Origin of the sequence: Pseudothermotoga sp. U03pept (genome assembly GCF_051235805.1) — a bacterium.
GTDB lineage: Bacteria > Thermotogota > Thermotogae > Thermotogales > DSM-5069 > Pseudothermotoga_B.
In genome coordinates, this window is sequence record NZ_JBPNXV010000001.1 from 76,270 (window position 1) to 99,387 (window position 23,118).

Consider the following 23,118-nt stretch of genomic DNA (forward strand, 5'->3'; position numbering starts at 1 on the left):
AGAAAGCCATGCAACTTTCAGCGAATGTGAGAACTGAACACGGCAAGAGAGTTGTTAGAAGATTGCGCAACAAAGGTTATATTCCTGCTGTTGTATATGGTCCAGAAACAGAGCCTTTGAGTATCGTTCTGGACAGACTCGAGGTAGAAAGGGCTTTTCACAAGATCTCTGAAGCCTTGCCACTGAAACTCGAGCTGAAGTGCGCTGATCGAGTAGAAGTTATCGATGTTTTTGTCAAGAAAGTCCAAGTGGACAAAGTGACAGATCAAATTGTCCACATCGATTTCTACAGACCGGCGAAGGGTCATGCAATGAAGATAAACATTCCTGTTCGCATCGTCGGCAAGGCGGAAGGCGTAGAAAAGGGTGGTATTCTGGAGGTTATACACAACGAGTTACCAGTTGAAACACTGCCTTCTGCTGTCGTGGAGTACATAGAGATAGATGTCACAAAGCTCGGTCTTGGAGAGTCTGTACATGTTAAGGATTTGAAATTCCCAGAAGGTATGAAGGTTTTGCTACACCCAGAAGAGGCAATAGTTACCGTTGTTGTGCCACGTGGCCTCGCAGTTGAAGAAGAGCTCAAACCTGCAGAAACAACTGCAGAACCAGAGGTAATAAAGAAGGGTAAGAAAGAAGAGGAAGAAGCGGAAGAAGAAAAGTGAAATTGGTCTTTGGGTTGGGCAATCCAGGTCCACGCTATGCCTTTAACAGGCATAACGTGGGCTTTATGTTTGTCGACAGATACAGTTCCATCAAGAGATGCACTGATTGGGAGAGGAGACATTATTATTCCTTCAGTTCTTGTGAACAGTGTGTCTTGATCAAACCAATGACCTACATGAATCTGAGTGGACGGGCAGTAGAAGAGTCCCTGAAAGATTTTAGCTGCAAGGCCGATGATATAATTGTTGTGTACGATGATGTAGACCTTGCATGTGGAAGGCTTCGCATCAGAGCCAAGGGTAGTTCTGGTGGACATAAGGGTCTGCAATCTATAATCGATTCCACAGGTAGAAGCGATTTCGTCAGGATCAGAATAGGCATAGGTCCTAAACCTGAGGCGGTAGATTTGGTGGACTATGTGCTCGAGGATTTCAGCGAAGGTGAGCTACAGCTCTTGGATCGTGTTTTAGACGTTGCGGCCGATGCCCTTCAGGTGATTCTCAATGAAGGTGTTGACAAGGCGATGTCTCTTTTCAATTCTTACGAGGTGATTTCGTGAAGTGTGATTCTTGTGGTGGTGCAGATGCAAGAGTTTTCAAATTCATATCTGATGGGATGATGAAAGAGGTGACCCTCTGTCGTCGTTGCTTGCAAGATCAGTTGTCAAAGGCTTCAGGTTTATCAAAAGAGGGTCTGAAATACCTTGTTGGACATATCGAGATGGTTCAGGATACAGATCTTGGTGAGATAAACCCAGATAGTCTTTCTTCTGTTGATCTCGTTTTTTCAGTTGCTCCTGTGGCTATTTTGAGGATTCTGTTTGGCAAGAATGAGATATCTCAAGATGATCTACATGAGATTGCGAGAAGGCGGATATACATTTTGCAGAGTCGCTTGGAAAAGGCGTTGAAGCAAGAAGATTATAGAACTGCCAACAAGATAAAAAAGCAAATAAACGATATAAGAGAGCACATTCTGGAGAAATAACTCATGCTGAAAGCCATCTTGGTAGTCATTTTCCTGCTTCTGATTTCTTTATTCCTCATTCAAGTTTTTCAGGGAAAGTTGATCTTGTCTAATGCAATCTTCAAAGTGGGGAAGTTCGAGCTTCGTTATTATTCCATTTTCATACTCACAGGCATAGCTTTGTCTTATTACCTGGCTCGGAAAAGGGCAAAAAAAGAACAGATCGTGGTCGATCAACTGGATGAACTGATTTTTTATGCTGTGATCTTTGGAATAGTGGGAGCAAGGTTGTTCTATGTGATCTTCAATTTGAGGTACTACACGAAAAATCCCATTGAAATCTTCATGGTGTGGCATGGCGGACTGGCAATACAAGGTGCTGTTCTTTTCGCAATAGTTACCTGCGTAGTCTACGCGAGATACAGAAAGGGTGTTTCTTTCACTACCTTTCAAGTACTCGATCTCGGTGCAGCTTACCTTCCTCTGGGACAGGCAATAGGCAGATGGGGAAATTTCTTCAACTACGAAGCCTTTGGTGGTCCGACGAACCTTCCTTGGAAGATGTATGTTCCTCTGAGATTCAGACCTGTTGGCTATCTTCAATACGAGTATTTCCACCCTACCTTTCTCTATGAAAGTATTTGGGATCTTCTTATCTTTTTCCTACTCACACGTTATATGAGCAAAAATCGAAAGAATTTCGGTGAAGTTTTCGCACTATATCTGTGTTTTTACTCACTTGGTAGAATCTGCATAGAGAGATTGAGACTCGATAGTCTTTATCTTGGTAATCTCAGATCGGCACAACTTTTCAGTGCGATTATGATAGCTGTTGGTTTTGTACTGTTTGTGCAAAGACGGGGGGATTTGAACTGATATACACCATTGGAGACATACATGGATGTATAGAGTCACTTGAAAGTTTGATCATGAAGTTACCCCTCAGTGGCGGTGACAAGTTGATATTTCTTGGGGATTACATCGATCGTGGACCAGATAGCAGAGCGGTCATCGATAGACTAATCGCACTGAGCAAGGACTATGAATGTGTTTTTTTGCGTGGTAATCACGAGTGGATGATGCTCAACTATCTTCTAAAGGGACAGGATTTCGACCTGTGGATGATGAACGGCGCTCGTGCAACGATCAGAAGTTATGGTGATGTGAGACAGATTCCACCAGAACACCTTGAATTTCTCAAGAATACTGTCTTTTATCACGTCGAGCCAGGATATCTCTTTGTCCACGCAGGTGTAAAACCTCATGTTGAACTTGAAAATCAAGACAGTTTCGATTTGATATGGATCAGAGAAGAGTTTATATACAGCGAAAATCCCTTGCCTGGTTATCGGGTCGTCTTTGGTCACACCCCATTGCACAAGGTTTTGATCTCAAGAGACAAAATAGGTATCGATACAGGTTGTGTCTATGGTGGTAAGCTCACATGTGTGAGAATTGACGATGAACGTATTTTCCAGACTGATTGTGGTGGTGATTGATGTGAGGGCTGTCTATCCAGGCTCTTTTGATCCGATCACCTATGGGCATCTTGACATAATAAACCGTGCTCTGAAGATCTTCGACGAGTTGTGGGTTGTTGTGATGGTAAACCCAAGAAAAAAGCCAATTTTCACTGCTGAAGAAAGAATGAAGATGATAGCCCAGCTGATTGGCAATAACGGTAAGGTCCATGTAGACTACCACGAAGGTTTATTAGTGGACTATTTGAGGCGAAATCAGATCAAGGTAGTTATCAGAGGACTAAGGGCGGTGACTGATTTCCAGTATGAATTGGAGATGGCGATAGCAAACAAACACCTGTGCCATGAATTTGAAACGGTTTTTTTAATGACTGACGAACGCTTTTCTTTTCTTTCTTCCGGATTGGTGAGAGAGGTTGCCGCAATGGGTGGAGATGTCAGTATGTGGGTTCCGCCAAATGTTGTTGAAGCACTGAATAAACTCAGATCGAATTTCGTGATATAATATGGCTCGGCTATTCTGTCAAAATCAAAAGGAGGTTTCCGCATGCAGATAAGCGCAGAGATGGTTAAGAAACTCAGAGAGATGACCGGTGCAGGTGTCATGGAGTGCAAGACAGCCTTGAGCGAGGCGCAAGGGGATTTCGAAAAAGCCGTTGAGATACTCAGAAAGCGCGGGGCTGCCGTGGCTCAAAAAAAAGCTGGCAGGGCTACTAAGGAAGGAGTAGTCACTTCCTATGTTCATTTCAACGATAAAATTGGAGTTCTTCTTGAACTCGGGTGTGAAACAGATTTTGTTGCGAGGATGCCAGAGTTCAAAGAACTTGCCTATAATTTGGCAAAACATGTAGCCGCGATGAACCCAACTTATGTGAGTAGAGAGGATGTCCCTGCTGAAGTTATAGAAAAGGAAAAAGAAATCTACGCCGCGCAACTGAAAGATTCGAACAAACCGCAGAACGTGATTGAAAAGATAGTTCAAGGCAAACTCGAGAAATTCTACGAAGAGGTCTGTCTGTACGATCAGAAATACATCTTTGAGGACACCAAGACTGTAAAACAGGTGATCGACGAGTTAATAGGCAAGATAAGAGAAAACATCAGAGTCACGAGGTTTGTGAGAATGCAAGTTGGAGCAGAATAAAAAAGGCGCCGCAGGGCGCCTTAAATTTTGCTCAGCGCTTGCTCAAGATCGTCTATGAGATCTTCTACATCTTCTATACCCACCGAAATTCTCACGCCACCTTTTGAGATCTGCGCCCTTTTCAATTCTTCGTCGCTCAGCGAGGCATGTGAAGTGAGTGAAGGAATGGTTACCAAAGATTCAACTCCAGCCAGTGAAGTTGCCTCTTTGAATATCCTCAGATTTTCCACGAATTTCAAAGCCCTTTCTTGTGTTAGAAGATCACAGTAGATAACTCCTCCAAAGCCCGGACACCTTTCGTAACATTTCGGAATTCTTTCATAGAAGATGGGGTATCTCACATTCTGAACCTTCGGATGGTTCTTTAGATATATCGCTATCCGCTTCGCATTATCGTTGTGTCGTTCCATTCGAAGTGCAAGGGTTTTGGCAGATCGCGAAACTAAATACGCTTCAAAGGGATCTGGATTCAAGCCAAGTGAGTACATCTTCCCCCAGATCTCGTTCACCAAATTATTGTCCTTGCTCGTTGCAAAACCCAAAATGACGTCTGAATGCCCATTTATGTATTTTGTCACACTGTGTATCTCGATATCAGCTCCAAAATCGAGTGATCTAAAGTTGTACGGTGACAGAAAGGTATTATCGACTATAAGCAGAGCACCGCTGTGATGAGCTCTTTCTGAAAGAACTTCTATATCGGTGAACTTCAGAAGTGGGTTGGTCAAGGATTCGACATAGAGAACTTTGACACCATCCAGAGAAAGCGACTCTATCTCATCGATTTGGCAGAAGTCACAGTTGATGCCAAATCTTGGTAGCAGATTTCGCACCAAGTTGTGAGTTCCACCGTATAACTCAGTCAAGAAGATCGCTTTGTCCCCCTGTGAGAGAACTGACAAAAGCGAACAGGTTATAGCAGCCATTCCAGATGAAAACAAGACGCCATCTGTTGCACCACACAGATTTGCCAGTTTTTGCTCGGTTGCTCTAACGGTGGGATTTGATATTCTCGAGTAGATGTGGTTCTCGCGACTGGTCTTTTTGTACTTGTCTGGGTTCATCAGAAAATTCGCCGTTTGAAAAATCGGAGTTGTGACAGAATCAAGGGTGTGAATCTCTCCAACATGAACTGATCTTGTAGAAAATCCCCTCACATTATCGTCTCCCTTCCCCCGAAAGCCTCTACGACAGAGCAGTGTATGTATCTTGGGTTGTAAAAGTATCTATCCAAGCAACGTTCCAGAAAAATCACCGGTAAGGTATCTTCAGGTGCTCTGGGGATAAAAAAGTTCTCGTCTACCAGAACAGACAAAGTCGAAGCCAGACGATTAAAAGTCTCAAAGATTTGGTACTTCGTGCTGCCGAACCTCTCTTCTTCAATTATTGTTTCAATACGCACAAGACCTCTTAAGCCAGAAGTACCGACCAGCTTCAGATAAGACATGATTCGAAGAAGGGAGTTGTCTGTTACGAGTTTGGTCGAGATGCACTTTGATCTCTGCGATTTTCGCATTGAACTATAAGCTTTGAATACTTCGAAGCTAACGAATGCCTTCTGAATGTTTTTGACGAGTCCAACTGGTCCTCTTTCGACCTGAAAGGAAGGAGTTGCAAAGTCAATGCTTCCATCTTTGATCGTGAGAAAGTCATTTGTGTATTTACTGACATGGACGCGTTCAAGTTCTTGCATGAATGAATCTAAAGCAATCTTTGCATTGTTGCCGATGGCAACTCTGCAGACTAAGTTCCCAATGCGCACGTCTTCTCCGTTTACATCAAGAATCTTTGCCAGTGTATGTGGAATAGCTAAGACTAACTTCGACTCGGGACCTTTGTTTGGAGAAAAAAGTGCCTGGCATCTTCCATTTTCAAAAACAACGGCACCTGTGACTATCTGACTCAGCAAGGCGATGTAGCCATGAATGTTTATAGATTCAAAGGTTCTCCTTCTGCTATCAACGAACACGAGAGTTTCATAAGGTGAAGCCTTTTCAACCTTGTCTTCTTCGATTATTGAAGCAGTCTCGGCGTAATCGATATCTTCAGGTAACATAGCGCCCTCGTCCCGTACCATTTCTATTTTCGGGTTGAGTTCTCTGATCATCTCACAGAAATCTATCATAGGAAGATCTCCTTGCACAAAGTGCCGTTGATTTCGTATATGGCTATTCTGAGCCTTTCGGTAAGTTCTATCAGTCCAACAGTAGGTGGATGGTTCATTTTAGGCAGTGAAGGACTGCCCGGGTTAAAGAGGATCTTCGATCTTACAACCTCAAGCCTTGGGATGTGAGTGTGTCCATAGGCAAGGATAGTGGCGTTGTACCTTTCAAGAAGTTGAAGCATTTGTTCATCTGTGTGGATGTCTTCACCGTGCAGAAGAATTACTTTAAAGTCGTTCAAGGTTATGAAAGCAATTTTCGGCATATCATCATTTTCGAGTACCAAAAGATCTACATCTGCGTCACAATTTCCCCTAACATAGCTTATGCTTTTTCTTTCTTTTAATTTCTTGGCAAGCTGAGCAGGATTGTAACCATTCGGAAGGGGATTTCTTGGTCCGTGATAGAGCACATCTCCAAGGTGGTATATCTCGTCGACAAAACCAATATGCTTTTCAATTTCCTCCCAACTTGAGAGCGAACCATGTGTGTCTGAAACAACCAAGATTCTGTGCAAGATTCTCACCTTCTTCTAAAGCAAAGCATTGTTGATGCGATTGTCATGGTGAAGGTCAAGACGGACATGATTATCACGATAGAAAGTTCTCCAATCTTAACAGTACTGTATAACTGGGCTTTTCTCAGAGCGTAATTCATCACAAAAAGCGGAGATAGTCTTGAAAAGAGCTGAATCACACGGGGCATCGATGCTATCGGAACGATCATACCACTCAGAAAGAAAGAAATAACCACAAGGCTCAAACTGAAAAGATTTGCAACGTGGGTATTAACTGCCATATAAGACAGAAAGACTCCAAGAGCTGCGTGGAAAAATGAGTTCAACAATATCAGAACCAAGAGCAATCCAATCGGAAGTTCTACTTTCAGCAAAAGAAACAACAGCGAGGCGATAAGAGATTCTACAATACCAACTGTCGTGAAAGCGGCGATCTTTGAGACAGTATAAGATACGCGATTGATTTTCATCGACAGATAAAGGTCTGTCAATCCACTTTCTCTATCCATCACGATAGAAGTGCAAGAGAGTGCGAGTATGACAAACGCGGCGCAGAGAAAGACGGCAATTGGTGTGAGGAGAGATTTGAAACTCAAAAGTTCTTCTCGTTCGCTCATTATCAGTTTTGGTGCTGGATAACCTGGAGAAGCAAAGAGATACCTTATCACCTGTGGATCGAAAAATGGGCTTCCTTGTAAGTCTTCGAACATGGATTTGAAAAGTTGATACATAGCGGACGATATCTGAAGGTCTACAGGACTTGGAATGAATCTTATAGACGTTTGTTTTGCAGCATACAGATCTTTGGTGAAATCCTTCGGTATCACCACTATTGCACTGTACTCACCTTGAAGTAATCTCTCCTGGTAGTCAGGACCAGCGTAAGATATCGTTCCTCCTCTGAAGAGAGACATGATTATTCCGACGGTGAATCTCGAAAGCGGATCTGTATCCTGATTGACCACGCCTATTCTTGCGTTGAAAAGACTGTAACTGCTAAACAAAACAGTTGTCAGCAGAACGACGAGTAATGGTACCAGGACAATTATCAAAACGGAGATGCGACTCTTAAAAATGCGTTTGAGATCTGTTAGAACCATTCTCAAAAACTGCATCATTTGTTCCTCCCACTGAAATTCTCAAAGATCCTGACAATTTCTTCATGGATCTCGCCGACAGATCTTTCACCGTTTATCAACACTATTCGATTTGAATGCTGTTCGAGCAGGTTCAAATATGCTTCTCTCACAGTGGTCAAGAACTTTAAACCTTCTGATTCAATTCTATCAGAACCGTGCTTTCTTTGAAATGCTGTTTCGGGTGTGATGTCTATGTAGTAAGTCAGATCTGGTCTCAAACCACAAGTGGCAAAGTCGTTCAGTTCTTCGACAACCTTCATTCCGAGTTTCCTACCTGCGCCTTGATAGGCGACACTCGAATCGATAAAACGATCTGCAACCACTACCTTGTCTTCTCTCAAGGCAGGCAATACAACTTCTGAGACGAGTTGTGATCTGCTTGCCAAGAACAAGAAAAGTTCTGCTCTTGGACAGATCGAAATCTCCTCTTTGGCAAGAAGAATTTCTCTGATCGTTTCACCGAGTTCGGTACCGCCTGGTTCTCTGACACAAATATAAGGCAGGCCTCGTCTTGCAAGGTATGACAGGAAAAGAGTTACCTGGGTGCCTTTTCCACTTCCATCAATGCCTTCGAATGAGATGAACATTTTCTTCCTCCTCTTTTCAATCTGTGATTTCAAAGGATTTGAAGTTTTCTACCGCTACCTCTTGGTATTCTACATCTGTAACGATCGCCATCGATGGTCCACGACTCACTTGGTTCAAGAAGTCGTTAAGAGTGTCTCTATCGGCTTCGGCATGGATGTGTACTGAACCGTCGTCTGCATTTTTCACATATCCTGTTACACCAAGTCTTCTCGCTATTTTGTAAGTGAAGTATCTGAAACCGACACCTTGCACATGTCCATAGATCTTTATGAAAAATGCAGGCACAGTTAACCACCCCGGTGATATAATTTCTGAAAAACATAATACATCGAAAATGCACAGTTGTGTAGGAGGTGGCATCTTGAATTTACAAGAAGGATTAACCTTTGATGACGTTCTTTTAGTTCCGCGCTACAGCGAAGTTCTACCCGTGCAGACTGATATCAGAACAAGGTTTGCCAAAGATATTTGGTTGAATATACCACTCGTTAGTGCTGCGATGGATACTGTTACAGAAGCAGAGCTTGCAAAGGCACTGGCTCGCGAGGGTGGAGTGGGAGTTATACACAAGAACATGTCTATCGAAGAACAGGCACATCAAGTTTCAATTGTCAAGAGAACAGAGAATGGGGTAATCTATGATCCTGTTACAATCCATGTAAATGACACCATTGAAAAGGCACTGCAGTTGATGTCCACCTATCGCATTGGTGGACTGCCGGTAGTGGATGAAAAGGGTCACCTTTTGGGTTTGATAACCAACAGAGATATCAGATTCGAGGAAGATTATACGCGCAGTGTTCAAGAGCTCATGACGCCAATGTCGCATTTGATCGTTGCAGAGCCATCGATAAGTCTTGAAGAGGCAAAACAGATTTTGCACGCAAATAAAATTGAGAAGTTACCTTTAGTTGATTCACAGAATCGGTTGGTTGGCCTCATAACAATTAAAGACATCATGAGTGTTGTTGAACATCCCTTGGCGGCGCGTGATTCAAAGGGTAGACTGATTGTTGGAGCTGCTGTTGGAACTGGCGGGGAGACTCTTGCAAGAGTTCAGGCGCTCAAAGATGCACAAGTAGATTTCATAGTTGTCGACACCGCACATGGACACTCAAGAAAGGTCATTGAGACTGTCAAACAGATAAAAGCGAGCTTTCCTGAGTTGTGTATCGTGGCTGGTAATGTCGCAACACAAGAAGGTGCTCTTGCCTTGATCGATGCAGGAGCAGATTGCATCAAAGTTGGAATCGGTCCTGGTTCGATCTGTACAACTCGTGTGGTTGCCGGAGTTGGTGTACCACAGCTCACGGCTATTATGGAATGTGCAAAGATCTGTAGAGCTCGTGGTGTTACTCTCATTGCGGATGGAGGAATAAGATATTCTGGTGACATTGTCAAAGCCCTGGCAGCTGGTGCGGACTCTGTCATGATAGGAAGTATCTTTGCTGGCACTGAAGAAGCACCAGGGGATGCCATTCTCTACCAAGGAAGGAAGTACAAGGCATACAGAGGTATGGGCAGTGAGACTGCCATGAAAAAAGGTAGTGCTGATCGTTACTTTCAAAGTGAGAATTTCAAATTTGTTCCCGAAGGGGTCGAAGGAATGGTGCCCTACAAAGGCACTGTGAAAGATGTCGTACATCAGTTGATCGGTGGATTGAGATCTGGTATGGGTTATCTTGGAGCCAACGACCTTCAGGAGCTCAGAGAAAAAGCCTTGTTCATCAGAGTTACATCAGCAGGTGTCAGGGAAAGTCACCCACATGACATAATCATAACAAGAGAATCGCCCAACTACTGGTCTTTTTCAGACCAGTGATAAAAATAGGGCGCTTTGCGCCCTATTCTCTTTTAACCAGTTGCGTTAGATCACCGATGAGCATAAATAGATTGTCGATGCTTTTGAGAAATCCAAGTCTGTTCTTTCTTATGTCCTCTCGATCTGACATGACAAAGACCTCATTGAAGTACTCGTCGATATAAGGTTTTAACACTATCAGAGCGCGTAAGCCCTTTTCGTAATTGAGCTCTTTCAGGCTTTCTAATACGATGGACTTCACGTGTACGAACTGGTTCAATAAGTCAGTTTCAGCTTGCTTTTCGAAGAGTGCCCCATCAAAGTGTGTGTCGTTGTGATTTTTGGTGATGTTGTGAACTCTTTCAAAACCAACGCAGAGTGTGTTGAAATCTTCTGTGTTTGCCATTTCAGACAGAGCCTTTGCTGAAAGAAAACCTCTGAGTGGTTTGGTCCAAAGGTGGTTTACAGCCCTCGAGACATCGTAAGAAAAGCCGAGATTTGATAAAAATGCATAGTACCTACTGCTCATGAAATCATTGATGATGCCTCTGTCACACTGAATTCTGAGCAGTGAAAGAACGAACTCTAAGAGTTCTGGGATATCGATGTCCCACCTGTGGTGAACAACTGTCTTGTAGATCGTCTCCATCTTGCTTCTCAAACCAAATGGATCCTTTGAACCGCTCGGCGTATTACCAACGGCTAAATTGCCCATGATCGTATCGATTCTATCGGCTACACCAATGATCGCACCGACTTTTGTTTGCGGGTTATCTGAGTACTGTTCCTCTATTGCAAGTGCCACCTCTGCATCTTCGCCACTTGATAACGCATAGATCCTCCCCATAACTCCTTGTAGTTCTGGAAATTCGTAAACAACATGAGTGGCAATGTCAGCTTTGGAAAGCCTTGCAGCCCTTTGAACTTTTTCTGAAAGTGCTGACATTCCAGTTCGTTCCACCATGTAGAGGGAGATTCGTTCAATGCGGTTCACTTTGTCGTACAGGGTGCCAAGTTCTTTCTGAAATACCATCTGTTTGAGTTTCTCGTTGAACTGCTCGAGATTGTACCTTTCGTCCATCTCGAGATAATAACGAGCGTCTTCAAGACGTGCGTTAACAACGTTTTGATAACCATCAACGACTTTGCTGAGATCTCCATTAGGCCTGTCCAGGAAGGCGACAAAGTGAGGTGTTATCTTTCCATTTCTGTTTGTTGTGAAAGCACTCAGATGATGCTTTATAGTAACGTTGATCAACTCAGCGGGCAGTCGCAGGTATTCCTCTTTGAATTTGCCAACTATGGCGAGAGGCCATTCGGTGATCTTTGTAACCTTTTTGATCATCTCTTCGTCTTTCTCACAAATAAGATCGTATGTTTTCTCAATTTCTGTCAGTTCTTGTTTTATTCGTTCTATCCTTTCGGTCTCGCTCACCAGCACGAATGACTTTCTCAAGACCTCGACATACTCTGATGGTCTATCGATCACTATCGTTTGTCCGAGGTATGGATGACTCTGTGTTTGGTTTGAAGATCTCAAACCGAAGATTTCAACTGGTAAAACTTTGTCTTCATAAAGACATAGTATCCATTTGATTGGCCTTACGAATTCGTACTCCCCATCTCCCCATCTCATTGGTTTAGTGAATCTGAGTGACTCGATGAGCTTTTTGAAAAGCTCGGGAAGAACTTGATCGGTGTTCTTGCCATCTATCTTTTTGTTGATGAACACATAGCCATCTTGAAGGAGAATCTCATTTTCAGAAGCTTGATTAGAAGCCAGAAAACCCATCAATGCTTTCGTTGGCTTGCCGTCGAGAAAGGCAACTTTCTCAGAAGGACCCTTTTTCAAGATCGAAGTGTCTTGTTGTTTTTCAGAAATATCTTCTATGAACAAACAGATTCTGCGATTGGTTACATGACACTCGATCTTTCCACAATCGATCTTTGATTCTTGCAAGAGGTTTTTGGCATTTTCCAGAAGCTGTTCCTTTATTCTATCCATTTCACTTGCTGGGAGTTCTTCAACACCCATTTCGAAAAGTACGTCATTTTTCATTTCATTAACCCCCCTAAGTAAGCTTCTGCACAGCGTTTCGCCATAGATCTTATCGATCTAATGTACTGCTGTCTTTGAGTCACACTTATTGCATTCCTCGCATCGAGCAAGTTGAAGGTATGTGAACACTTGATCATGTAATCATAAGCCACAAGGTAGTTTCCCTTTTCAATCTGCGCTTCAAACTCAGCTGAATAGATTTCATACAGCGTGAAAAGACTTTGTGCATTTGAGAGTTCAAAGTTATATCTTGAAAATTGTCTTTCATTCTCAAGATAAAGTTGACCATAGGAGATCTTTTCATTCCACATCACGTCGAAAATACTTCTCTTGCCCTGTAAGTACATGGCGATTCTCTCTATGCCATAAGTTATTTCCAGTGGTATTGTCTTAAGTGGAATTCCGCCGACTTGCTGGAAGTATGTGAACTGGGTTATCTCCATGCCATCGAGCCAGACTTCCCATCCGACTCCCCAAGCACCAAGTGTCGGTGATTCCCAGTTATCTTCTATGAAACGAACATCGTGTTCGCTCAAGTCTATATTCAGAGCACGAAGAGAATCCAAGTACAGCTTCTGTGAATCTCTTGGAGAGGGTTTAATGATCACTTGATACTGGAAATACCTTTGTAGTCGATTTGGGTTTTCACCATATCTCCCATCGGTAGGCCTTCGACTGGGTTGTACAAAGGCCACTTTCCATTCACCCTCTTTTAGCGAGCCGAAGAAGGTTGCAGGATGAAAAGTACCAGCGCCAACTTCAAGGTCGTACGGTTGGTCTATCATACAACCGGCCTTAGCCCAGTAATCGTTTAACTTTTCTATAACTTCTTGCAAGTACATTCAAGCACCTCCGTTTCATGCTCATTATACGACTTCGCACAGTTGCTTTCAAGAGTTTCACTTTTTGTGAAATGAGCTGGTTTTTGTTATACTTGCATTGCAAATACTTTGTCAAGGGAGGAAAGCCGGATGATCTTGAGGGTGAATCTCACCACCAAAAAGGTAAGCAAACAAGAGGTTGACCAGAAAACTTTAGACAGTTTCATAGGTGGAAGAGGTCTTGCATCTAAGATCCTTTGGGACGAGACAAAGAAAGTTGATCCACTCTCGGCTGAGAACAAGCTTGTAATAGCAGCAGGACCATTCAACGGTTTGAGAACCCCAAGTGGAGGGAAGTTGGTAGTTGCGGCGAAAAGTCCTCTGACAAATGGTTATGGTGATGGGAACATCGGTACCATGGCATCTGTTCACATCAGAAAGGCTGGGTACATGGCTGTTGTTGTCGAAGGTTGTTCTGAAAAGCCCGTATACCTTTACATAGAAAACGACAATGTGTCTATACTGAGTGCCGAGGGACTCTGGGGACTGAGCACCTTCGAGACGGAGAAAAAGCTGAAGCAAGTTCACGGTGAAAATGTAGGGGTCCTGAGCATAGGGCCAGCCGGAGAAAACCTTGTGAAATACGCTGTAATAATATCGCAGGAAGGTCGTTCTGGTGGGAGACCGGGGATTGGTGCGGTAATGGGGAGCAAAAAGCTCAAAGCAATTGTTTTTAAAGGAACAAGGGATGTTGAAGTAAAGGATAAGAAGCTCTTCGATGAGTACACTCGAGAGGTCTACAAGGTGATCCCAAAATTACCTGGCTATGATTTCTGGATGAGGCAAGGAACTCTTGCCACAGTGGAGTGGGCTAACAAGAATCGTGCTTTGCCTACGAGGAATTTCCTACAGACGAAATTCGAGTATGCTCGATGTGTTGACGGCTATTCAATGGAGGCGATGAAAGTATCCAAACGAGGTTGTCCAAATTGCAATATGATGTGCGGAAATGTTGTGTTGGACATGGAAGGGAAGGAAAGCGAGCTCGATTACGAAAATGTTGGTATGCTTGGACCCAATACCGGCATGCCTTCCTTGAATCGTGTGGCTGTTTTGAACAGAGTTGCCGATGAGCTTGGTATGGACACCATATCACTTGGCGTTGTGCTCGGTTTTGCGATGGAAGCACACGAAAAAGGAATAATAAAGGATGCACCTGGATTTGGAGAATACGAGAAGGCCGTTGAGCTGACAAAGAAGATTGCATACAGAGAGGGAGAGCTTGCGAATTTGCTCGCAGAAGGTGTTAAAACTGCAGGTGAAAAGCTGAATCTTGAGAGTATGGCGATGCACGTTAAAGGCTTGGAGGTTTCTGCTTACAACTGTTACATATACCCTGCCATGGCACTTGCTTATGGTACCAGTGCAATAGGCGCACACCACAAGGAGGCTTGGGTTATCGCTTGGGAGATAGGTTCATCGCCTTTGGAAGAGAGTTCTGCCTCCAAGTACACGATGACTTACTCCTTAGAAAAGGCGAACAAGGTCGTTGAACAACAGAGAATTAGAGGTGGAATGTTCGAGATGCTCACAGCATGCCGTCTTCCTTGGGTGGAACTCGGTCTTGATCTGGAATGGTATGCGAAGATACTGAGTGCAATAACTGGAAAAGAATGGACGTTGTCAAAGATCTACGAAGCGGCTGACAGAGTCTATTCCTTGATAAGATGCTACTGGGTCAGAGAGTTCAACGGCAACTGGGACAGATCGATGGACTATCCACCGAGTCGATGGTTTGAGCAAGAAGTTGACGGTATGAAATTGGAAAAGGAAAAATACGATGTTTTGTTGACTGAGTACTACAGATTGAGAGGTTGGGATGAGAGAGGCATACCAACAAAAGAGACACTCAGAAAGCAAGAACTCGATTTTGTGTTCGAAGATGTGAATGATTTTCTCCGTTAGATTTTTCCAACGTGATACAAACATTTAATCTGATTTGATGACAAATGTAGTATCTTCAGAATGCAGTTCCTTGACAAGGTATGTCAGTAAGCATATAATTGACAAGGATGTGGTGCCAGCGTAGCTCAACCGGCAGAGCGGCTGATTTGTAATCAGCAGGTTGGGGGTTCGAGTCCCTTCGCTGGCTCCAACATAGGTGGTGAGGTGCCCGAGCGGCCAAAGGGGGCGGACTGTAAATCCGCTGGCGGAACGCCTTCGGAGGTTCAAATCCTCCCCTCACCACCATTTTTAGCGAATAAGAGGTGTGGCAGGATGAGAAATAAGATATCTCTCAAGTGTTCTGTTTGTGGAACGAAGAATTATTACACCGACAAGGGCAAGAATACCAAGGAAAAACTCAGTCTCAGAAAGTATTGTCCTAAGTGTGACAAGCACACGGTCCACAACGAAGCCAAATGAGTGATGTGCAGGGCCGTAGCTCAACTGGGTAGAGCACCGGTCTCCAAAATCGGGGGTTGCGGGTTCGACTCCTGCCGGCCCTGCCAATTTTTTGTATCCTGGAGGGATACTTGTGGAGAAGATAAAGAAATTTCTAAGAGAAGTTTTCGCAGAGGCAAAGAAAACTCATTGGCCCAACAGAAGTGAACTTTTGACCTCCACTTCAGTGGTAGTCCTCATACTGGCGGTGATGGGGGTTTACTTCTTCTTGCTCGATTTATTTCTCTCTGGGAGCATCAGAGCGATCCTTAAAGCATTGGGCGTAGGGTGATATTCGTGAGAAAAAAATGGTTCATTCTGAGAACCATGGCAGGCTTTGAGCAGTCGGCGAAAGAGAATTTGGAAACCAAGATAAAATCGACTGGCTCAGATCGATTCTTTGGCAGAATATTGATCCCTGAAGAAACGATTTTGGATGCAACTTCAAAATCTATAAAGCGTTATGTAGTCTCCTTGAATGCAAAGATAGTTGTTAAGAACGGTTCTGACGTGTTAAAAGGTGATTTGTTGGCTGAAGAACCGTCGATTCATGCTCGACATGCTGGTACGATAGTCAACGTGAGAAACTACAGAAAGATTCTTGTGGAGACCATCGACAGAAAATATTCGAAGACCTATTTTCTACCTGAAGGTTCTAAACTCGAGTCCGGTATAAAGATTGGAGCACGCATTAAGCAAGGTATGCCACTCACAAAAGATTTTGAATACATCTGCGAACTCGATGGCAAGATAGTCGAAAATGAAAGAGTGAAAAGGGTTGAGGTACAGAGGGAAGACGGAGAAATAGACATTTACCACATACCACTTGAGGTTTTTGACGCGCAGAAGGTCAGCAAAGGCAGGAAAGTTAAGAACGGCGAACTCTTAGCAGAAGGCAGGAAGATTTGTTCTGATACCAATGGCAGGGTAGAAATAGTCGATCTTGGTACTCGTAAAGAGATCAGGATAGCCAAGACACACAAGAGAAAGCTGTTCCCTGGCTACATCTTCGTGGAGATGATGATGAACGATGAAACGTGGCAATTTGCGAAAAACGTTCCCAACATAATAGATTTTGTTTCTTCCGGCGGTCAACCTTTGGAACTGAAACCAAGAGAAGCTCGCCTGATCTTGAGGCTCGCCGGCTTAGAAACATATGAAGAAAAGGCAAAGCCAGTGAAGGTAGAATTTGGTTTTCGAGTGGGTGATGTCGTGAAGATCACCACAGGACCATTTGAAGACTTTGCAGGGGTTGTAAGAGAGATCGATCCAGAGAAACAAGAATTGCGTGTTGCGGTTACTATATTTGGAAGGGAAACACCGGTTACTGTTAAAACATCGGAAGTTGAAAGGATTGAATGAGTGGGAGGGAATGCTGTTTCCCAGACCACCGAAGGAGGGAATTTGAATGGCAAAGAAGGTCGTAGCAGAGGTTAAGCTGCAGCTTCCAGCTGGCAAAGCTACTCCTGCTCCTCCTGTTGGACCTGCGTTAGGTCAAAGAGGAGTAAACATAATGGAGTTCTGTAAAAGGTTCAACGCTGAGACTGCCGATAAGGCTGGTATGATTCTGCCGGTTATCATCACTGTTTACGAAGACAGATCATTCAGTTTTGTCGTCAAGACTCCACCAGCATCTTTTCTGCTGAAGAAAGCCGCTGGTCTTGAAAAGGGTTCAGGAGAAACAAAACGAAAGAGTGCTGGGAAGGTTACCAGAAAACAAGTAGAAGAGATTGCGAAGATAAAGATGCCCGATCTAACGGCAAATGATCTTGAAGCAGCGGTTAAGATAATCGAAGGTACTGCTCGAAGTATGGGTATTGAGATTGCAGACTAATTTTGGGAAGGAGGAGGCGTATGCCGAAGCACTCCAAGAGATACGAGGAAATCAGAAAGAAGATCGATCGAGCACGTTTCTACAAAATTGATGAGGCTTTGGACTTAGTCAAACAAACAGCGACTGCGAAATTCGATGAGACAATAGAGCTTCACATGTCAACGAATATAGACACAAAGAGACCAGAACAGCAGGTTCGCAGTACGATTGTTTTGCCTCATGGTACAGGAAAGACAGTCAGAGTTTTGGTGTTTGCAAAAGGAGACAAGGCTGAATCAGCGAAAGCAGCCGGTGCTGACTATGTTGGCGGTGAAGAATTGGTGGAGAAGATAACAAATGAAAACTTTACAGACTTTGATGTTGCCATAGCAACACCTGATATGATGAAGTCAATAAGCAAGCTTGGAAAGATACTTGGTCCACGTGGGCTCATGCCTTCACCAAAATCAGGTACTGTCACAGAAGACGTTGAGTCTGCTGTGAAAGAATTCAAAATGGGAAGAGTTGAAGTCAGAAGTGATAAGACTGGTTGTTTGCACGTACCGATTGGAAAACGCTCATTCGACACGGCAAAGTTGAAAGAGAACTTGATCTCTGCCTACAAACAGATAATTGCGCTCAGACCCGCTGGTATCAAGGGTCAGTTCATAAAGAAGATTGTTGTTACTTCCACGATGGGAGTTGGGATAAAGCTCGATCAAGCAGATCTTGAAGCATCAAATTGAATATCACGCCGAAGAAAGTAGGTTATTGGAAGAGGTACTCCCCGCCTACCGAGGCGAAGTTCATTTGTGAATGCGCTTCTCTTGGCGTGGGGTCTCTTCTTGGGTAAGAGACCTTTTTTGTTGAAAGGAGGTGCAAATTTGATAACGAGAGAACAGAAACAAGTGATACTCAAAAAGCTCAAAGAGGAATTTGGCGAATCTTCGTTGATTCTGTTTGTGAATTATACAGGATTCAACGTTGCGACTATGCGTGATATCAGACGCAGGATATATTCAAAGTACCAGAAGAACGCTCATTTCACAGTTGCCAAGAACACGTTGATCGGCAGAGCTCTCACAGAAGTTGGTTACGACAGTAAAGATTTTGAAGAAACTCTGTCTGGACCAACTGCGGTTTTGTATGTTCGCTCAGGTGATCCAGTAGATGCTTTGAAGATCGTCAATTCCTTTGCAAAGGAAAAGAAGATTGAAGGCATGTTCAAAGGTGGTTATCTCGAGAGAAGATGGTTTGGACCAGCGCAAGTTGCGGATTTGGCTAACTTGCCAACAAGACAGGAACTCTACGCGATGGTTATCGGAAGAGTACAAGCACCTATTGCGAACCTCGTCTATGTTTTGAATGGAACTCTGAGAAAACTTGTTTACGCACTGAATGCCATAAAGGAGAAAAAATCACAATGATGGAGGTGTGGTAAAATGAATGTAGAACAAATTGTTGAGGCGATTGAAAAGTTAACGGTTGCTGACCTTGCTCAACTTGTCAAGGCTCTTGAAGAAAAATTCGGTGTTACAGCAGCTGCACCGGTTGCAGTAGCAGCAGTAGCCGCTCCAGCAGCTGGAGCTCCCCAAGCACAAGCTGAGGAAAAGACAGAGTTTGATGTTATTTTGAAGAACTTTGGGGCAAACAAGATAGGAGTCATCAAGGTCATCAGAGAGATCACCGGACTCGGTCTGAAAGAAGCGAAAGATTTGGTAGAAAAGGCTGGAAGCCCAGACGCTGTTGTGAAGACCGGTATACCCAAGAATGAAGCAGAAGATATCAAGAAGAAACTCGAAGAAGCAGGAGCAGAAGTTACGTTGAAGTAATGTGAATAGGTTTTCTTATTCGAAAAAAATGTGTATCAAACCTATACCAGCTATGCTGGTATAGGTTTTCTTGTGTTAGCATATTCTGGTGTCACTGCTGTCTCAGAGACTTCTTTCTACTCCTAAGGATATGATACCACAAAATGGGGTGATTTGATGCGAACCGTTCGTTATGGAAGAAGGGAACGACTCACCTTTGGCCGCATACAGGATGTAGTAAAAGTACCTAACCTCATATCCATGCAGACTGATTCCTACAGAGACTTCTTGGAGAACGGTCTTATGGAAATTCTGCAGAAATTCTCTCCTATTAGTTCTCAGCCACACAAAGGCGATCTTAAGAAAGGCGAAAAGGGACTTCTTTTGGAGTTCGTTTCGACGAAGATCGGTGAACCCAATGCGTCTGTTGAAGAATGCAAGCAAAAGGGGCTCACCTACACAGTGCCAGTTTACGCTGTGGTGAGAATAACCGATGCCAACACTGGAGAGATGCGCGAAGATGAGGCATTCCTTGGCTCAATACCGTACATGACTGAGAACGGAACCTTCATAATAAACGGTGCCGAGAGAGTTGTAGTGAGTCAACTCGTTAGAGCACCAGGTGTCTACTTTGTCGACGAGATACCCAAGACTCAAAGCATGGCTCCGATATATGTTGCACACTTCTTGCCTGTCAGAGGCGCGTGGCTTGAGATACTTTACCACACTGCGGAAAATGTCTTCTACGCGAGAATCGATCGCAAGAGACGTATTAATCTATTCTTGTTGTTCAAGGCACTTGGTTATGAGGACAACATGAAGATTCTCGATCTCTTCCCAGAAGTCATTGAGACCGACGATTACACGATGGAAAAGGCAATCGGATCCATTGTTTTGCACGATATTGTCATCGATGGCGTGAAAGTAGTTGAAAGAGGTGGTGTCCTCACCAAAGCTGCTTCAAAGGCGATTCTCGAATCGAAATTGACAACAATAGTGAGAGCGCATCCTGTGGCACAAAAGACTCTTGAGAAGATGATCGATGCCCACGGTGATGTAGACTCAGACCAGGCTCATATAGAGATATACAGAAAGTTGAAACCAGGTGAAATCCCCAGGGTTAATACCGCAAGGGCTTATCTAACAAGTCTTTATTTCAGTACAGAGAGATTTGAGCTCTCCGATGTCGGAAGGTACAAGATCAACAGAAGGTTGGAAAAGGCTTTCAAAGGTTATCTTGTTCAGGTGGAACATATCTCGGAGGAAGAAGCAGAGCGTCGTAGTTATGAGTCAAACGAACCTGTTCTAACGCCACTCGATATTGTTCTTGCAACGAGGTATCTCTTGGATGTCAGTAAGAATCCTGCCATAATGGATACAAAAGATCACTTAGGAAACAAGAGAGTTCGAACCGTTGGTGAGCTCATAAAACTTGAATTCGAAAGGGCTTTTTCTCGTGCTCAGAGATTGATACAGGAAAGACTGACTCTTTACAATTCATTGGACAAGATATCTGTACAGAGTTTGATAAATGTAAAGACCATAATAGCAAGCATCAATCAATTCTTTGCTACCAGCCCCCTCTCTCAGTTCATGGAACAGGTGAATCCACTTGCAGAGCTGACTCACAAAAGAAGACTTACGGCTGTTGGCCCTGGTGGTTTGAAACGTGAACGAGCAAGATTTGAAGTGAGAGATGTCCACCATTCTCATTATGGAAGAATGTGTCCAATTGAAACACCGGAAGGTGCAAACATTGGTTTGATAACTTCTCTCGCGGTGTATGCAGATTTGGATGCATTTGGATTCTTGACCACACCATACAGACGAGTTGTGAATGGCTATGTAACAGACGAGATCGAATATCTCACAGCAGATCAGGAAGAACATTACAACATCGCTCCTTGTACAGTCAAGATGGACAAAGATGGAAGAATAGTGGATGAGAAGGTGCCTGTGAGGTTCATGGAAAGAGTTCAATATGTAGATCGCGACAAGGTTCAATTCATGGATGTCTCAACAAAGCAAATTGTCAGTGTTTCAACGGCATTGATACCATTTCTCGAGCACGATGACGCTAACAGAGCGTTGATGGGTTCTAACATGCAAAGGCAAGCAGTGCCACTTGTAAAGCCTGAGGCTCCATTCGTTGCAACTGGTATTGAATACGATGCAGCTTTGTATTCTGGATATGTCGTACTGGCAAAACACAACGGAGTAGTTAAGAAAGTGGATGCGAGAAGAATAATCATCGAGAGGACAAATCAAGAAGGGAAGCCAATTTTGAAGGATGGCAAACCGATCTTAGATGAGTATCTACTGATGAAATTCATACGCACCAATCAGGATACCACTATAAATCAACGACCTGTTGTCAACGTTGGAGATATTGTGAAGGCTGGCGATGTGATAGCCGATGGTCCTGCAACGGATATGGGAGAACTTGCATTAGGGAAGAATGTGCTGGTTGCTTTCATGCCGTGGGAAGGTTACAACTTTGAAGACGCCATACTCGTGAGTGAAGAACTCCTCGAAGAAGACACATTCACATCGGTTCACATCGAAGTTTACGAGACACAGGCACGAGACACAAGACTTGGTCCAGAGGAAATAACGGTAGATATTCCGAACGTGAGCAAAGAATTGCTGAAGAACCTTGATGAAAGTGGTATTGTCAGAATAGGTGCTTATGTTGGTCCTCAGGATATTCTCGTTGGCAAGGTTACGCCGAAAGGCGAGGGTGAAACGACGCCGGAAGAAAAGATCATAAGATCTGTCTTTGGAGAACGTGGTAAGGATGTAAAGGACACTTCACTCAGATTACCTCATGGAACGGATGGTAGGGTCATAGATGTCAAAGTTTTCGATAAAGAAGATGTTTCAGATCTTGGTCCGGGTGTGAACAAACTCGTCAAGGTCTATGTTGCGTGCAGGAAGACGCTCGAGGTTGGCGACAAATTGGCGGGAAGACACGGAAACAAAGGCGTGGTTTCCAAAATTCTGCCGAAAGAAGATATGCCTTTCTTGCCGGACGGGACACCTGTTCAGATCGTTTTGAGCCCACTGGGAGTTCCGTCGAGGATGAACGTCGGGCAGATTCTCGAAACTCATCTTGGATGGTTAGCGAGACTCACAAACAACTGGTTTGCGACGCCTGTTTTTGACGGTGCGAAAGAGAACGAGATTCTCCCGTGGCTCTACGAAGAAAGGCGTGTTCTTGGTCTTGAAGAAGGAGATGACGAAGAAGATCCCACCGGCAAAGTTGTGCTCAGGGACGGAAGAAGTGGAGAACCTTTCGCTGAACCTGTGGTCGTTGGAAGTATCTATATGATGAAACTCATCCACATAGCCAAAGACAAGATACACGCTCGGTCCACTGGTCCATATTCGCTGATTCACCAGCAACCACTTGGTGGTAAAGCACAGTTCGGTGGTCAGAGGTTTGGAGAAATGGAAGTCTGGGCACTCGAAGCCCATGGAGCCGCACACACTCTCAACGAAATGTTGACTATCAAGTCAGACGATATCAAGGGTAGGAACGAGGTTTACAAAGCAATCCTCAAAGGCAAGAACATACCTGAACCCGGTATACCAGAGAGTTTTCGTGTTTTGATTAAAGAACTCAGAGGTCTGGCACTCGATGTTAGAGTGTACGACGAGAGTGGTAATGAAGTCGACATCGACCGGGTTTGAAAAGGTTGCCGAGGA

At 43.9% G+C, this 23,118-nt stretch carries 25 protein-coding genes, 3 tRNA genes and 1 other annotated feature; of the genes, 20 read left to right on the top strand and 8 right to left on the bottom strand.

The window, feature by feature from the left end; genetic code table 11:
- Window positions 1–8 precede the first annotated feature (8 nt).
- The 7 genes from ACSFC1_RS00415 to tsf are packed head-to-tail and all read left to right on the top strand — an operon-like array spanning window position 9 to window position 4,257.
- Window positions 9–665, top strand: a complete 657-nt coding sequence (locus tag ACSFC1_RS00415; RefSeq protein ID WP_435564168.1) for a 50S ribosomal protein L25 — start codon at window positions 9–11, stop codon at window positions 663–665.
- Window positions 662–1,225 (top strand): aminoacyl-tRNA hydrolase, encoded by a 564-nt coding sequence (gene pth / locus ACSFC1_RS00420; protein ID WP_435564169.1) that lies wholly within the window; start codon window positions 662–664, stop codon window positions 1,223–1,225. Before ACSFC1_RS00415 ends, pth begins: the two co-directional genes overlap by 4 nt.
- Window positions 1,222–1,653 carry a hypothetical protein gene (locus ACSFC1_RS00425; protein WP_435564170.1) on the top strand — a complete coding sequence of 144 codons (432 nt, stop codon included), beginning with the start codon at window positions 1,222–1,224 and terminating at the stop codon, window positions 1,651–1,653. The genes pth and ACSFC1_RS00425 overlap by 4 nt, the downstream gene beginning before the upstream one ends.
- A gap of 3 nt (window positions 1,654–1,656) precedes the next feature.
- Complete coding sequence (lgt, locus tag ACSFC1_RS00430) at window positions 1,657–2,508, top strand: prolipoprotein diacylglyceryl transferase (protein WP_435564171.1); 852 nt, start codon at window positions 1,657–1,659, stop codon at window positions 2,506–2,508.
- Between the two features lie 8 nt (window positions 2,509–2,516).
- The gene (locus ACSFC1_RS00435; protein WP_435565953.1) at window positions 2,517–3,131 is read left to right on the top strand and encodes a metallophosphoesterase family protein; all 615 of its coding nucleotides are present in this window, start codon (window positions 2,517–2,519) and stop codon (window positions 3,129–3,131) included.
- A 1-nt stretch (window position 3,132) separates the two neighbouring features.
- Entirely contained in the window at window positions 3,133–3,618 is a 486-nt protein-coding gene (coaD, locus tag ACSFC1_RS00440; RefSeq protein WP_435564172.1) for a pantetheine-phosphate adenylyltransferase, read from the top strand.
- A gap of 42 nt (window positions 3,619–3,660) precedes the next feature.
- Window positions 3,661–4,257 carry a translation elongation factor Ts gene (tsf, locus tag ACSFC1_RS00445; RefSeq protein ID WP_435564173.1) on the top strand — a complete coding sequence of 199 codons (597 nt, stop codon included), beginning with the start codon at window positions 3,661–3,663 and terminating at the stop codon, window positions 4,255–4,257.
- A 20-nt stretch (window positions 4,258–4,277) separates the two neighbouring features.
- Here tsf and ACSFC1_RS00450 read toward each other — a convergent pair whose 3' ends face one another.
- From ACSFC1_RS00450 to ACSFC1_RS00475, 6 genes are read right to left on the bottom strand one after another with little or no spacing between them, the layout of a single operon-like run.
- The gene (locus tag ACSFC1_RS00450; protein WP_435564174.1) at window positions 4,278–5,414 is read right to left on the bottom strand and encodes a trans-sulfuration enzyme family protein; all 1,137 of its coding nucleotides are present in this window, start codon (window positions 5,412–5,414) and stop codon (window positions 4,278–4,280) included.
- Entirely contained in the window at window positions 5,411–6,382 is a 972-nt protein-coding gene (locus tag ACSFC1_RS00455; protein ID WP_435564175.1) for a hypothetical protein, read from the bottom strand. Before ACSFC1_RS00455 ends, ACSFC1_RS00450 begins: the two co-directional genes overlap by 4 nt.
- Window positions 6,379–6,936 (bottom strand): phosphodiesterase, encoded by a 558-nt coding sequence (gene yfcE, locus ACSFC1_RS00460; RefSeq protein WP_435564176.1) that lies wholly within the window; start codon window positions 6,934–6,936, stop codon window positions 6,379–6,381. Before yfcE ends, ACSFC1_RS00455 begins: the two co-directional genes overlap by 4 nt.
- A gap of 5 nt (window positions 6,937–6,941) precedes the next feature.
- Window positions 6,942–8,051 carry an ABC transporter permease gene (locus ACSFC1_RS00465; protein WP_435564177.1) on the bottom strand — a complete coding sequence of 370 codons (1,110 nt, stop codon included), beginning with the start codon at window positions 8,049–8,051 and terminating at the stop codon, window positions 6,942–6,944.
- Entirely contained in the window at window positions 8,051–8,662 is a 612-nt protein-coding gene (tmk, locus tag ACSFC1_RS00470) for a dTMP kinase (protein WP_435564178.1), read from the bottom strand. Before tmk ends, ACSFC1_RS00465 begins: the two co-directional genes overlap by 1 nt.
- Window positions 8,663–8,678: 16 nt before the next feature.
- Window positions 8,679–8,948, bottom strand: coding sequence for an acylphosphatase (locus tag ACSFC1_RS00475; protein ID WP_435564179.1), 270 nt, complete (start codon window positions 8,946–8,948; stop codon window positions 8,679–8,681).
- Between the two features lie 49 nt (window positions 8,949–8,997).
- Here ACSFC1_RS00475 and guaB point away from each other — a divergent pair, with 49 nt between their 5' ends.
- A complete protein-coding gene (gene guaB, locus ACSFC1_RS00480; RefSeq protein WP_435565954.1) occupies window positions 8,998–10,485 on the top strand; it encodes an IMP dehydrogenase in 1,488 nt (495 codons plus the stop codon).
- 22 nt (window positions 10,486–10,507) lie between these two features.
- Here guaB and glyS read toward each other — a convergent pair whose 3' ends face one another.
- Window positions 10,508–12,523: a glycine--tRNA ligase subunit beta gene (glyS, locus tag ACSFC1_RS00485; protein ID WP_435564180.1), complete on the bottom strand. Its 2,016-nt coding sequence runs from the start codon at window positions 12,521–12,523 to the stop codon at window positions 10,508–10,510.
- Window positions 12,520–13,365 carry a glycine--tRNA ligase subunit alpha gene (locus ACSFC1_RS00490; RefSeq protein WP_435564181.1) on the bottom strand — a complete coding sequence of 282 codons (846 nt, stop codon included), beginning with the start codon at window positions 13,363–13,365 and terminating at the stop codon, window positions 12,520–12,522. Before ACSFC1_RS00490 ends, glyS begins: the two co-directional genes overlap by 4 nt.
- 129 nt (window positions 13,366–13,494) lie before the next feature.
- On the opposite strand from ACSFC1_RS00490, the gene ACSFC1_RS00495 reads away from it, so the two are divergent.
- The 12 genes from ACSFC1_RS00495 to rpoB all read left to right on the top strand — a co-directional run bounded on the left by ACSFC1_RS00495 (window position 13,495) and on the right by rpoB (window position 23,103).
- Entirely contained in the window at window positions 13,495–15,309 is a 1,815-nt protein-coding gene (locus ACSFC1_RS00495; RefSeq protein ID WP_435564182.1) for an aldehyde ferredoxin oxidoreductase family protein, read from the top strand.
- A gap of 114 nt (window positions 15,310–15,423) precedes the next feature.
- Window positions 15,424–15,499 (top strand) — tRNA-Thr (locus tag ACSFC1_RS00500).
- An 8-nt stretch (window positions 15,500–15,507) separates the two neighbouring features.
- Window positions 15,508–15,594, top strand: a tRNA-Tyr gene (locus tag ACSFC1_RS00505).
- A gap of 27 nt (window positions 15,595–15,621) precedes the next feature.
- Window positions 15,622–15,768, top strand: coding sequence for a 50S ribosomal protein L33 (rpmG, locus tag ACSFC1_RS00510; protein WP_435564183.1), 147 nt, complete (start codon window positions 15,622–15,624; stop codon window positions 15,766–15,768).
- 9 nt (window positions 15,769–15,777) lie between these two features.
- Window positions 15,778–15,854, top strand: a tRNA-Trp gene (locus ACSFC1_RS00515).
- Window positions 15,855–15,880: 26 nt separating this feature from the next.
- Window positions 15,881–16,078, top strand: a complete 198-nt coding sequence (secE, locus tag ACSFC1_RS00520) for a preprotein translocase subunit SecE (RefSeq protein ID WP_435564184.1) — start codon at window positions 15,881–15,883, stop codon at window positions 16,076–16,078.
- Between the two features lie 5 nt (window positions 16,079–16,083).
- The gene (gene nusG / locus ACSFC1_RS00525) at window positions 16,084–17,148 is read left to right on the top strand and encodes a transcription termination/antitermination protein NusG (protein ID WP_435564185.1); all 1,065 of its coding nucleotides are present in this window, start codon (window positions 16,084–16,086) and stop codon (window positions 17,146–17,148) included.
- A gap of 46 nt (window positions 17,149–17,194) precedes the next feature.
- Complete coding sequence (gene rplK, locus ACSFC1_RS00530; RefSeq protein WP_435564186.1) at window positions 17,195–17,620, top strand: 50S ribosomal protein L11; 426 nt, start codon at window positions 17,195–17,197, stop codon at window positions 17,618–17,620.
- 20 nt (window positions 17,621–17,640) lie between these two features.
- Window positions 17,641–18,345, top strand: a complete 705-nt coding sequence (gene rplA / locus ACSFC1_RS00535; protein ID WP_435564187.1) for a 50S ribosomal protein L1 — start codon at window positions 17,641–17,643, stop codon at window positions 18,343–18,345.
- Window positions 18,336–18,473 (top strand) — a sequence feature (ribosomal protein L10 leader region). Its footprint overlaps the gene before it by 10 nt.
- A gap of 10 nt (window positions 18,474–18,483) precedes the next feature.
- Window positions 18,484–19,026 (top strand): 50S ribosomal protein L10, encoded by a 543-nt coding sequence (gene rplJ, locus ACSFC1_RS00540; RefSeq protein WP_435564188.1) that lies wholly within the window; start codon window positions 18,484–18,486, stop codon window positions 19,024–19,026.
- 15 nt (window positions 19,027–19,041) lie between these two features.
- The gene (rplL, locus tag ACSFC1_RS00545; RefSeq protein WP_435564189.1) at window positions 19,042–19,431 is read left to right on the top strand and encodes a 50S ribosomal protein L7/L12; all 390 of its coding nucleotides are present in this window, start codon (window positions 19,042–19,044) and stop codon (window positions 19,429–19,431) included.
- Window positions 19,432–19,587: 156 nt separating this feature from the next.
- The gene (gene rpoB / locus ACSFC1_RS00550; RefSeq protein ID WP_435564190.1) at window positions 19,588–23,103 is read left to right on the top strand and encodes a DNA-directed RNA polymerase subunit beta; all 3,516 of its coding nucleotides are present in this window, start codon (window positions 19,588–19,590) and stop codon (window positions 23,101–23,103) included.
- The last annotated feature ends 15 nt before the right edge of the window (window positions 23,104–23,118 follow it).

Excerpts from the sequence above, each read along its gene's own strand:
- ACSFC1_RS00455 (WP_435564175.1), bottom strand. The coding sequence starts at position 6,382 with ATGATAGATTTCTGTGAGATGATCAGAGAACTCAACCCGAAAATAGAA.
- rplK (WP_435564186.1), top strand. The coding sequence starts at position 17,195 with ATGGCAAAGAAGGTCGTAGCAGAGGTTAAGCTGCAGCTTCCAGCTGGC.
- ACSFC1_RS00495 (WP_435564182.1), top strand. The coding sequence starts at position 13,495 with ATGATCTTGAGGGTGAATCTCACCACCAAAAAGGTAAGCAAACAAGAG.
- rplA (WP_435564187.1), top strand. The coding sequence starts at position 17,641 with ATGCCGAAGCACTCCAAGAGATACGAGGAAATCAGAAAGAAGATCGAT.
- tsf (WP_435564173.1), top strand. The coding sequence starts at position 3,661 with ATGCAGATAAGCGCAGAGATGGTTAAGAAACTCAGAGAGATGACCGGT.
- ACSFC1_RS00490 (WP_435564181.1), bottom strand. The coding sequence starts at position 13,365 with ATGTACTTGCAAGAAGTTATAGAAAAGTTAAACGATTACTGGGCTAAG.
- rpmG (WP_435564183.1), top strand. The coding sequence starts at position 15,622 with ATGAGAAATAAGATATCTCTCAAGTGTTCTGTTTGTGGAACGAAGAAT.
- ACSFC1_RS00465 (WP_435564177.1), bottom strand. The coding sequence starts at position 8,051 with ATGCAGTTTTTGAGAATGGTTCTAACAGATCTCAAACGCATTTTTAAG.
- rplL (WP_435564189.1), top strand. The coding sequence starts at position 19,042 with ATGAATGTAGAACAAATTGTTGAGGCGATTGAAAAGTTAACGGTTGCT.
- lgt (WP_435564171.1), top strand. The coding sequence starts at position 1,657 with ATGCTGAAAGCCATCTTGGTAGTCATTTTCCTGCTTCTGATTTCTTTA.
- rpoB (WP_435564190.1), top strand. The coding sequence starts at position 19,588 with ATGCGAACCGTTCGTTATGGAAGAAGGGAACGACTCACCTTTGGCCGC.
- ACSFC1_RS00415 (WP_435564168.1), top strand. The coding sequence starts at position 9 with ATGCAACTTTCAGCGAATGTGAGAACTGAACACGGCAAGAGAGTTGTT.
- guaB (WP_435565954.1), top strand. The coding sequence starts at position 8,998 with ATGCACAGTTGTGTAGGAGGTGGCATCTTGAATTTACAAGAAGGATTA.
- glyS (WP_435564180.1), bottom strand. The coding sequence starts at position 12,523 with ATGAAAAATGACGTACTTTTCGAAATGGGTGTTGAAGAACTCCCAGCA.
- tmk (WP_435564178.1), bottom strand. The coding sequence starts at position 8,662 with ATGTTCATCTCATTCGAAGGCATTGATGGAAGTGGAAAAGGCACCCAG.